General features: G+C 68.0%; 10 protein-coding genes. 9 read left to right on the forward strand and 1 reads right to left on the reverse strand.

Annotated elements, in window-relative coordinates:
- Window positions 1-58 precede the first annotated feature (58 nt).
- Entirely contained in the window at window positions 59-988 is a 930-nt protein-coding gene (locus tag EJI01_RS26495) for a helix-turn-helix transcriptional regulator (protein WP_126840103.1), read from the reverse strand.
- A 155-nt stretch (window positions 989-1,143) separates the two neighbouring features.
- On the opposite strand from EJI01_RS26495, the gene EJI01_RS26500 reads away from it, so the two are divergent.
- From EJI01_RS26500 to EJI01_RS26540, 9 genes are all read left to right on the forward strand, one after another.
- On the forward strand, window positions 1,144-1,608 hold the full coding sequence (locus EJI01_RS26500) for a DUF4863 family protein (RefSeq protein ID WP_126840104.1): 465 nt from the start codon (window positions 1,144-1,146) through the stop codon (window positions 1,606-1,608).
- 121 nt (window positions 1,609-1,729) lie between these two features.
- The gene (locus EJI01_RS26505; RefSeq protein ID WP_126840105.1) at window positions 1,730-3,289 is read left to right on the forward strand and encodes a 3,4-dehydroadipyl-CoA semialdehyde dehydrogenase; all 1,560 of its coding nucleotides are present in this window, start codon (window positions 1,730-1,732) and stop codon (window positions 3,287-3,289) included.
- Between the two features lie 36 nt (window positions 3,290-3,325).
- Complete coding sequence (locus tag EJI01_RS26510; protein WP_126840106.1) at window positions 3,326-4,876, forward strand: benzoate-CoA ligase family protein; 1,551 nt, start codon at window positions 3,326-3,328, stop codon at window positions 4,874-4,876.
- 115 nt (window positions 4,877-4,991) lie between these two features.
- Window positions 4,992-5,795: an alpha/beta fold hydrolase gene (locus EJI01_RS26515; protein ID WP_126840107.1), complete on the forward strand. Its 804-nt coding sequence runs from the start codon at window positions 4,992-4,994 to the stop codon at window positions 5,793-5,795.
- On the forward strand, window positions 5,792-6,961 hold the full coding sequence (locus tag EJI01_RS26520; protein ID WP_126840108.1) for an ABC transporter substrate-binding protein: 1,170 nt from the start codon (window positions 5,792-5,794) through the stop codon (window positions 6,959-6,961). The genes EJI01_RS26515 and EJI01_RS26520 overlap by 4 nt, the downstream gene beginning before the upstream one ends.
- Before the next feature lie 146 nt (window positions 6,962-7,107).
- Window positions 7,108-7,980, forward strand: a complete 873-nt coding sequence (locus EJI01_RS26525) for a branched-chain amino acid ABC transporter permease (RefSeq protein WP_126840109.1) — start codon at window positions 7,108-7,110, stop codon at window positions 7,978-7,980.
- Window position 7,981: 1 nt separating this feature from the next.
- Complete coding sequence (locus EJI01_RS26530; RefSeq protein ID WP_126840110.1) at window positions 7,982-8,935, forward strand: branched-chain amino acid ABC transporter permease; 954 nt, start codon at window positions 7,982-7,984, stop codon at window positions 8,933-8,935.
- Window positions 8,932-9,678 carry an ABC transporter ATP-binding protein gene (locus tag EJI01_RS26535; protein ID WP_126840111.1) on the forward strand — a complete coding sequence of 249 codons (747 nt, stop codon included), beginning with the start codon at window positions 8,932-8,934 and terminating at the stop codon, window positions 9,676-9,678. The genes EJI01_RS26530 and EJI01_RS26535 overlap by 4 nt, the downstream gene beginning before the upstream one ends.
- A complete protein-coding gene (locus EJI01_RS26540; RefSeq protein ID WP_126840112.1) occupies window positions 9,678-10,379 on the forward strand; it encodes an ABC transporter ATP-binding protein in 702 nt (233 codons plus the stop codon). The genes EJI01_RS26535 and EJI01_RS26540 overlap by 1 nt, the downstream gene beginning before the upstream one ends.
- The last annotated feature ends 313 nt before the right edge of the window (window positions 10,380-10,692 follow it).

The following is a 10,692-nucleotide window of genomic DNA, read 5'->3' on the forward strand; positions in this document are numbered from 1 at the left end:
ATGTTTTAGGGCGCGTCAACCCTGGGACGGACTTTTTTACGTTCTTTCGCCGGGACCTTCAGCCGGCGCGGCTCATCGACTCCCGCACCAAGGAGCGCAGCGCGTGGAAGCTCTGCGCCAGGTCCTGCCCGCTGGTGTCGACGCTGAGGTCGGCCTTGGAATAGAAGGCGGCGCGGCCGGCGAGGATGCGGCGCAGGTCGTCCATCGCCTCCTTGCTGGCGGCCATCGGCCGGGTGTCGCCCTGGGCGGCGACGCGGCCCATGTGCTCCTCGGGCGCGGCCTGCAGCCAGACGGTGGTGCAGTGCGCCAGCAGCTGGTTGAAGGTGGCCGGGTCCGAGACGATGCCGCCGGGCGTGGCGATCACCACCTCGCTGTAGATCTGCACCGTCTCCTCGAGCGCGCGGCGCTCGTAGCGGCGGTAGGCATTGGTGCCGTAGAGGTCGTGGATCTCGCGCACGCTGCAGCCGGCCAGCTTCTCGATCTCGCGGCTCAGCTCGATGAAGGGCACCTCAAGATCGTCCGCCAGCATCTGGCCCAGCGTCGATTTGCCCGCGCCGCGCAGGCCCACCAGCGCGATGCGGCGATTGCGCGCCGGGTCGCCGGCGGCGGTGCCGAGCAGCTCGCCGAGGGCGATGCGGGCGCGCCGCAGATCGGCCTCGTCGCGGCGCTCCAGCAGCTCGCGGATCAAGAGCCACTCGGGCGAGCTGGTCGTGACGTCGCCCACCAGCTCGGCCAGCGAGCATTGCAAGGCGGTCGCCACCTGCTGCAGCACCAGGATCGACGCATTGCCGATGCCGTATTCGAGATTGGCCAGGTGGCGCTCCGAGACCTCCGCCGCCTGCGCCACGGCCTTGCGCGTGAGCCCGCGGCGCGCGCGCAGGTTGCGCACGCGCTCGCCCAGCGCCACCAGCAGGGGGTTCTTCGCTTCCTCGGCCGACAGGCCAGGGTCCGCGGGTGCGGTCAGCACCGCGTCGGCTCGCTCATTCATTCCTTCGGCTCCTCGGTTCACCCCTATCCGGGTAAACACCATATATGCACTATATTGCTTGACACCTTTTGTGTCGATGCTTATGGTTCATGCACAGGCAAGATACTGCACGCAGCGAAATGCCGCAAGTTCCACCTACGCATGAGCACACCACGATGTCCAAGGAAGCCTTCCACCAGATCGTCGCCGACGTGACCACGCAGCTCGCCGGCCGGCCACTCGATGACGAGCTCGACCGCTGGCTCAACACCGTGCACGGCGCCGGCAGCCCCGCTTTCGAGCGCCTGAAACAGGCCTGCATCGAAGGCGTGGCCGAAGGCTGGCTGTGCGAGCGCGAAGGCGGCGGCATCAAGTACGGCCGGGCCTTCAAGGCCGAGGATGCGCTGCACCGCTTCTCGGTCGACGTGGTCGACATGAAGGACATCGCCGGACCGCACCACACGCATCCGAACGGCGAGATCGATTTGATCATGCCGCTGGAAGGGGACGCGACCTTCGACGGGCGGCCTGCCGGCTGGTGCGTCTATCCGCCGGGTACCGCCCATCACCCGACCGTGGCTCACGGACGCGCGCTCGTACTTTATCTGCTGCCCGAAGGGCAAATCCAATTCAGCAAATGACGCTCTCCCCCAGGCTTCGCGCACTTCGTGTCGCTGCGCCAACCCCCTCACCGGGGGCAACACCAGCGGCCCGGCAGAGCCGGTTCCGCGGTGTTCCCCGAAAAAGCCAAGGACTCATCGAATGACCGAACTTCTTCCCAACTACGTCGCCGGCCGCTGGCAGGCAGGCAGCGGCGCCGGCACGGCGCTCATCGATCCGGTGCTCGGCACCGAGCTGGCGCGTGTGGACGCGACCGGCCTGGACCTGGCCGAGGCCTTCGGTTTCGCGCGCGAGACCGGCGGCGCCGCCTTGCGCGCCCTCACATATAAAGAGCGCGCCGCGCTGCTGGCCGCGGTCGTGAAGGTGCTGCAGGCGAACCGCGACGCCTACTACGAGATAGCCACCGCCAATTCCGGCACGGTCAAGAACGACTCGGCCGTCGACATCGACGGCGCGATCTTCACGCTCGGCCAGTACGCCAAGTGGGGCGATGCGCTGGGCGAGGTGCGCGCGCTGCGCGACGGCGATGCGGCCAGGCTCGGCAAGGAGCCGGTGTTCCTGTCCCAGCACCTGCAGGTGCCGACACCCGGCGTGGCGCTCTTCATCAACGCTTTCAACTTCCCTTCCTGGGGCTTGTGGGAGAAAGCCGCGCCCGCGCTGCTCTCGGGCGTACCGGTGATCGTGAAGCCCGCCACCTCCACCGCCTGGCTCACGCAGCGCATGGTGCGCGACGTGGTCGAGGCCGGCGTGCTGCCGGCCGGCGCGCTGTCGGTGATCTGCGGCAGCTCCAACGGGCTGATGGACCAGCTGCAGGGCTTCGACGTGGTGTCCTTCACCGGCTCGGCCGACACCGGCGCCGTGATCCGCTCGCATGCCGCGGTGGCGCAGCGCTCGGTGCGCGTGAACATCGAGGCCGACAGCCTAAACTCCGCCCTGCTGCTGCCCGACGCGGCACCCGGCTCCGACGCCTTCAATTTGCTGGTGCGCGAGGTGGTGCGCGAGATGACGGTCAAGTCGGGCCAGAAGTGCACAGCGATCCGCCGCATCCTCGTGCCGGCTGCCGTCTACGACGCGGCGGCCGAGGCCATCGGCGCCAAGCTCGCCGGCGTGACGGTCGGCAACCCGCGCAACGAGAGCGTGCGGATGGGCTCGCTGGTGAGCCGCGCGCAACTGAATGCCGTGCGCCAGGGGCTGGAAGAACTCAAGGCCCAGGCGAGCGTGCTGCATGACGGCAGCCAGGCCGCGCTGGTCGATGCCGATCCGGCCATCGCCGCCTGCATCGGCCCGGTGCTGTTGGGCGCGCGCGATGCCGATGCGGCGCAGCGCGTGCACGACGTCGAGGTCTTCGGCCCGGTCGCCACCCTGCTGCCGTACCGCGATGTCGAGCATGCGATCGCGCTCGCGCACCGCGGCCAGGGCTCGCTGGTGACCTCGCTCTACGGCGCCGACGAAGCGGCGCTGGGCCAGGCGGCGGTGCAGCTGGCCGCGAGCCATGGCCGCGTGCACGTGATCACGCCCGACGTGGCGCAGGCGCACACGGGCCATGGCAACGTGATGCCCCAGTCGCTGCATGGCGGCCCCGGCCGCGCAGGCGGCGGCGCGGAACTGGGCGGCCTGCGGGCGCTGGACTTCTATCACTGCAAGAGCGCCGTGCAGGCCAGCCCGGCCGTGCTGGCGCAGCTCGGCCTGTCGGGCGGCTGAAGGCGGCCGAAGAAAAACAGGACCCGAGGAGACACGATGAGCCTGCCAGCATCCTTCAATTTCGCCGAACACCTGTTCGCCCTCAACCGCGGCCGCGCGCAGAAGATCGCCTATGTCGACGACCGGGGCACCCTCGCCTACGGCCAGCTCGAGGAACGCGCGCGCCGGCTCGCCGCCGCGCTGCTCGCATCGGGCGTGAAGCGCGAAGAGCGAGCGCTGCTGCTGATGCTCGACAGCAGCGACTGGCCGGTGAGCTTTCTCGGCTGCCTCTATGCCGGCATCGTGCCGGTGGCGGTCAACACGCTGCTCACGACCGGGGACTACGCCTACATGCTCGAACACAGCGGCGCCAAGGCGGCGCTGGTGTCGGGCGCGCTGCTGCCGGTGCTGCAGGACGCACGGGTCAAGGGGCCGAACGAGCTCGAGACCTTGATCGTCTCCGAGCCCACCGGCGCCCTGCCCGACGGCGCGCAGGATCTCGAAGCGCTGATCGCTGCGCATGAACCGCTGGCCGCGCCGGCCGCCACCACACCGCAGGACCACGCCTTCTGGCTCTACTCCTCCGGCTCCACCGGCAAGCCCAAGGGCACGGTGCACACGCACGGCAACCCGTGGTGGACGGCCGAGCTCTACGGCAAGCCGGTGCTGGGGCTGACCGAGAACGACGTCTGCTTCTCGGCGGCCAAGCTCTACTTCGCCTACGGCCTGGGCAATGCGCTGACTTTCCCGCTTTCGGTCGGCGCGACGGTGCTGCTGATGGCCGAGCGGCCGACGCCCGACGCCGTCTTCAAGCGCTGGACCAGCACGCACAAACCAACGGTGTTCTTCGGCGCACCCACAGGCTTTGCCGGCATGCTCGCCTCGCCCAACCTGCCCGCGCGCGGGGCGGTTTCGCTGCGCATGTGCTCCTCGGCCGGCGAAGCCTTGCCGGGCGAGCTCGCCCAACGCTTCAAGCAGCATTTCGGCTGCGAGATCATCGACGGCATCGGCTCCACCGAGATGCTGCACATCTTCATCTCCAACCGGCCCGGCGACATCCGCTACGGCACCACCGGCCGGCCGGTCGAAGGCTATGCGATCGAGCTGCGCGGCGAGGACGGCACGCCGGTGCCCGTGGGCGAAGTCGGCGACCTCTATATCAAGGGGCCGAGCACGGCGGTGATGTACTGGGGCAACCCCGAGAAGAGCGCCGACACCTTCCGCGAGGGCTGGACCAAGAGCGGCGACAAGTACTCGCGCGACGCCGACGGCTACTACACCTATGCCGGCCGCAGCGACGACATGCTCAAGGTCAGCGGCATCTACGTCTCGCCCTTCGAGGTCGAGGCCACGCTGATGCAGCACCCGGCGGTGCTCGAGGCCGCGGTGATCGGCAAGGAAGATGCCGACGGGCTGACCAAGACCAAGGCCTATGTGGTGCGGAAGGCCGGCCAGTCGGTGACGGACGAGGAGCTCAAGGCCTTCGTCAAGGAACGCCTCGCGCCCTACAAGTACCCGCGCTTCATCGAGTTCGTCGACGAGCTGCCGAAGACTGCGACAGGAAAAATCCAGCGCTTCCGTTTGCGCGAGCGGGAGCATCAGCGTTGAGGCCCCGGTCCGTCTCCCTCCCCCTCTGGGGGAGGGCTGGGGTGGGGGCACGCGGCGCTTCCATCGACGGCGGCCCCCATCCCCACCTTCCCCCAGAGGGGGAAGGAGCATGCCCATGAGCAATCACGAATCAGCCTTCGCCACCATCGCGTGGCGGGACCGCGAAGTCCGCATCGAATACGTGCGCATCGCACCCGAACGGACCGATGCGCCGCTCGTGGTGTTCCTGCATGAAGGATTGGGCTCGATCGCGATGTGGAAGGATTTCCCGGAAAGGCTCTGCGAGGCCGGCGGATTCCGCGGCCTGGTGTTCTCGCGCCCGGGCTACGGCCGCTCGACGCCGCGCGAGCCCGACGAGTTCTGGGATGTCGACTACATGCACCGCCAGGCCTACGAGGTGCTGCCGGCCGTCTTCGAGGCGCTCGGCATCGCCGAGGCGCCCTGGCTCTTCGGCCACAGCGACGGCGGCTCGATCTCGCTGCTCCATGCTTCGCGTTTTCCCGAACGCGTGGCCGGATTGGTGCTGCTTGCGCCGCACATCTTCGTGGAAGACCTGACGGTGGCGAGCATCGACCAGGCGCGCCAGGCTTGGCTCGAGACCGACCTTCCGAAGAAGCTGGCGCGCTATCACGACGACGCCGAAGCCACCTTCTGGGGCTGGAACCGGATCTGGCTGCACCCGCCCTTCAAGCAATGGAACATCGAGGCCGAGCTCGATGCCATCCGTTGCCCGGTTCTTGCTATCCAGGGCCTGGACGACGAGTACGGCACACTCGCGCAGGTCCGCGGCATCGCAGAGCGCGTGCCGGCCACCGAACTGGTGGAACTCCCCGACTGCGGGCATTCCCCGCATCGCGACCAGCCCGAAAAAGCGATAGTTGCGACCGTTTCATTCATCAACGACAGGAGATTCCCATGACCACCCGCACCGCAGCACGCAGCACGCTGACCGCCCTGGCGCTGGCCTGCATCGCCACGCTGGGCCACGCCCAGCAGGGCAAGCTCAAGGTCGGCTTGATGCTGCCCTTCAGCGGCACCTACGCGGCGCTCGGCGTCGCCATCGAGAACGGCTTCAAGCTTCGCGTCGAGGAACAGGGCGGCAAGCTCGGCGGCCGAGAGATCGAATACATCAAGGTCGACGACGAGTCCGACCCGGCCAAGGCCACCGACAACGTCAACAAGCTGATCAAGCGCGACAACGTCGACGTGATCGTCGGCACCGTGCACTCCGGCGTCGCGATGGCGATGGCCAAGGCCGCCAAGGAAAGCGGCACCGTGCTGATCGTGCCCAATGCCGGCGCCGATGCGGTGACCGGCCCGATGTGCGCGCAGAACATCTTCCGCAGCTCGTTCTCGAACTGGCAGCCGGCCTACGCGATGGGCGAGGTCGCGGCCAAGCAGGGCAAGAAGACCGCCATGACCCTGACCTGGAAGTACGCGGCCGGCGACGAGTCGGTGGCCGGCTTCAAGGAAGGCTTCGAGAAGGGCGGCGGCAAGGTCGTGAAGCAGCTCACCGTGCCATTCCCGAACGTCGAGTTCCAGGCGCTCCTGACTGAGATCGCCGCGGCCAAGCCCGATGCGGTGTATTCCTTCTTCGCGGGCGGCGGCGCGGTCAAGTTCGTCAAGGACTATGCGGCGGCCGGGCTCAACAAGACCATCCCGCTCTACGGCCCCGGCTTCCTGACCGACGGCACGCTCGACGCGCAGGGCGAAGCGGCCCAGGGCATGCTGACCACGCTGCACTATGCCGACGGCCTCAACACCCCGCGCGACAACGCCTTCCGCACCGCCTACGCCAAGGCCTTCAAGCTGCAGCCCGACGTGTACGCGGTGCAGGGCTACGACGCGGCGCAGATGCTCGCCATCGGCCTGGCGGCGACCAAGGGCGACATCAGCAAGAAGGCCGAGTTCGCCAGCGCGATCGAGAAGGCCAAGATCGACAGCCCGCGCGGCACCTTCACGATCGGCAAGTCGCACAACCCGGTGCAGGACATCTATCTGCGCAAGGTCGAAGGCAAGGACAACAAGGTGGTCAACGTGGCCATCAAGGGCCTGGCCGATCCCGCCCGCGGCTGCAGGATGTAACCACCCCCGTCCCTCGCTCACTTCGTGTAGCTCGACTCCCCCCTCAAGGGGGCGACACCAGCGGCCCGGCAAAGCCGGTTCCGCGGTGTCTCCCAAACATCGCGGCGCTTCGCGCGCGCTCTTTTTTTCTTGAAAGCTGAGACCCCGTGGACCTCGGTACCTTCTTAGTCCAGTGCCTGAACTCGGTTCAGTATGGACTCCTGTTGTTCCTGGTGGCCTCCGGACTGACGCTGATCTTCGGCATCATGGGCGTGATCAACCTGGCCCACGGCAGCTTCTACATGATCGGCGCCTACATGGCGTTCGCGCTCTCGCCGCTCTTCGGTGACCGGTTCATCGTGATGCTGCTGGCCGGCGTCGTGCTCTCCGCCCTGTTCGGCTACCTGCTGGAGTGGGCCTTCTTCAGCTACCTCTACCAGCGCGACCACCTGCAGCAGGTGCTGATGACCTACGGGCTGATCCTCGTGTTCGAGGAGCTGCGCTCGCTGCTCGTCGGCAACGACGTGCACGGCGTGCCGGTGCCGCCCTGGCTGGACGGCAGCTTCGCGCTGGGCAGCCTGATGAGCTATCCGTGGTACCGCCTCTTCGCCTCCGCCGCCTGCGTGGTGCTCGCGATCGGCCTCTACTACGTGGTCAACCGCACGCGCCTGGGCATGATGATCCGCGCCGGCGCCAGCAACCGCGACATGGTGCGCGGGCTGGGCATCGACATCCGCCAGCTCTACCGCATCGTGTTCGCAGCCGGCGTGGCGCTGGCCGCGCTGGCCGGCATGATCGCGGCGCCGATGTCCTCGGTCTATCCGAACATGGGCGCGAGCGTGCTGATCATCTGCTTCGTGGTGGTGGTGATCGGCGGCATCGGCTCGATCACCGGTGCGCTGGTCGCCTCGCTGCTGGTGGGCTTCGTCGACACCTTCGGCAAGGTGTTCTTCGCCGAGCTCAGCGGCATCGGCGTGTATGTGCTGATGGCGATCGTGCTGATCTGGCGTCCTGAGGGCCTGATGGGGCGCAAGACCTGACATGAAGAACTTCTCTCTTTTCCTTCCATTGATCTGCGCGATCGCGCTGGCGGCGCTCGGCCCCTTCCTGGGCCCCTACGTCAGCGATCTCGTCGTCAAGGTGATGATCCTCTCGATCTTCGCGCTGAGCCTGGAGCTCCTGGTCGGCATGACCGGCCTGGTGAGCCTTGGGCATGCGGCCTTCTACGGCATCGGCGCCTATGCCACGGTGCTCGGCTCGGGCAAGGACGGCGGCTCCATCGCAGTGCTGCTGCCGCTGGCCATGGGCTGCGCGGCCGCCTACGCGCTGGTGACCGGCGCGCTCAGCCTGCGCACGCGCGGTGTCTACTTCATCATGGTCACGCTGGCCTTCGCGCAGATGGCCTTCTTCGTGTTCCACGACACGGCGCTCGGCGGTGGCAGCGACGGCATCTACATGTACATCCGCCCTGCCCTCGGCGCGCTGGACATGGAGAACCGCAACATGCAGTTCTACTTCGTGCTGGCGGCGCTGGCGTTCACCTACGGCCTGCTGGCGCTGATCCGGCGCTCGCGCTTCGGCGCGGCGCTGGCCGGCATCCGCGTCAACGAGCAGCGCATGCGGGCGGCGGGCTTTCCGGTCTACGGCTACAAGCTCGCGGCCTTCGTGATCGCAGGTGCGCTGGCCGGGCTCGCGGGCTTCCTCGTCGCCTCGCGCGACGGCGTGGTGAACCCCGAGCTGCTGGCCTGGCACAACTCGGGCGAGGTGCTCCTGATGATCATCCTCGGCGGCCTGGGCCACCTGCGCGGCGCGGTGATCGGCGCCGTGGCCTTCACGCTGCTCAAGGAGCTGCTGTCCACGCACGCGATCGTGGGGCCACTGGCCAACCATTGGCAGCTCACGCTGGGGCTGGCCATCATCGCTTTCGTCGCGCTGCTGCCCAAGGGCATCGTCGGCATCCGCCTGCGCGCGCTGCCGAAGGAGGCCTCGGCATGAGCAGATTGCTGGCAGTCGAAACGCTCACGCGCCGCTTCGGCGGCCTGGTCGCGGTCAACGCTGTGAGCCTGGACCTGCACCTCGGCGAGGTGCACGCGGTGATCGGCACCAACGGCGCGGGCAAGTCCACGCTGATCAACATGCTCTCGGGCGAGATCGAGGCTTCCGACGGGCGCATCACTCTCGACGGCGAGGACATCACGAAGCGCGCGCAGTTCCGGCGCGCGCTCGCCGGCGTCGGCCGCAGCTACCAGCGCACCACCATCTTTCCGGAGTTCACCGTGCTGGAGAACTGCCGCCTCGCGGCGCAGGCCGCGACGCCGCGGCCGTGGGCGATCTGGCAGTCCTCGCAGGGCTGCAAGGACAGCAATGCCGCCGCCCGCGAGGCGCTGGAGGCCGCAGGCCTGAGCACGGTGGCCAGCCGCGTCGCCGGCACGCTGAGCCATGGGGCCAAGCGCCAGCTCGAAGTCGCGATGTGCCTGGCCACCAATCCGCGCGTGCTGCTGCTCGACGAGCCGCTGGCCGGCATGGGCGCCGAGGAGACCGAGCGCATGCTGGGCCTCCTGGCCAGCCTCAAGGCCTCGCACGCGATCCTGTTGGTGGAGCACGACATGGACGCGGTGTTCCGCATCGCCGACCGCATCACGGTGATGGTCAACGGCACGGTGATCGCGACCGGCGACCCGGCCTCGATCCGCGTGAACCCCGAAGTCCGCACCGCTTACCTTGGGGAAGATCACTGATGCTGCACATCGAAGGCCTCAACACCTACTACGGCGACAGCCACATCCTGCGCGGCGTCGACGTCGCGATGCCGGCCGCGACCTCGGTCGGCCTGCTGGGCCGCAACGGCATGGGCAAGACCACGCTGATCCGCTCGCTGATGGGCTACGTGCGCCCGGCCTCCGGCCGCGTGAAGCTCGACGGCGACGACGTCACCGGCTGGGCGCCCGAGAAGATGGCGCGCCGCGGCATCGGCTACGTGCCCGAGGGCCGCGGAATCTTCCCCAACTTGTCGGTGCGCGAAAACCTCGTGATGAGCGCGCGGGCCGGCATCGACGGCAAGCGCGCCTGGACTTTCGATCGTGTGATGAGCACCTTCCCGCGCCTGACGGAGCGGCTGTCGCATGGTGGGCAGCAGTTGTCGGGCGGCGAGCAGCAGATGCTCTCGATCGGCCGCGCGCTGATGACCAACCCGCGCTTGCTGATCCTCGACGAGGCGACCGAAGGGCTGGCGCCGCTGATCGTGGCGGAGATCTGGCGCGTGATCGCCGACATCCGCACAACCGGCATCGCGACGCTGATCGTGGACCGCGACTGGCGCAAGGTGCTGGGACACACGGACCAGGCGGTGGTGATGGAGAAGGGGAAGATTGTTCGACAGGGACCTTCGGCGGGGTTGCTGGCGGAGCCTGAAGTGTTGGAGGAGTTGCTGGGGGTGTGAGCCCATCACTCATCCCCCATGACTCGAGGATGGCGCTACTTCGAGAATGCCCGCCGCGGATGCTCCGATGTGGGCGGCCAAGGTGCTGAGCGCAATGAAGCGGCGTCGCAACACGACAACCTGAGGCGAACACTGGGCACACTCGCCGCTCGAGCACGCTCGGGCACGCGGCAGCCGCTGGGCGAGGTCTGTTTCAGACTGATTGCCGAAGTTCGGCGTGCTCGCGCGGATGGGTACTATCGGCCAACTCGGGACATTGGATGCCGAGGCAGAATTCGCTTAGGAGCAGGCGTTCGCACGGCGGACTGAATGC

The sequence above is a fragment of the Variovorax sp. MHTC-1 genome (assembly GCF_003984645.1).
Lineage (GTDB): Bacteria > Pseudomonadota > Gammaproteobacteria > Burkholderiales > Burkholderiaceae_C > Variovorax.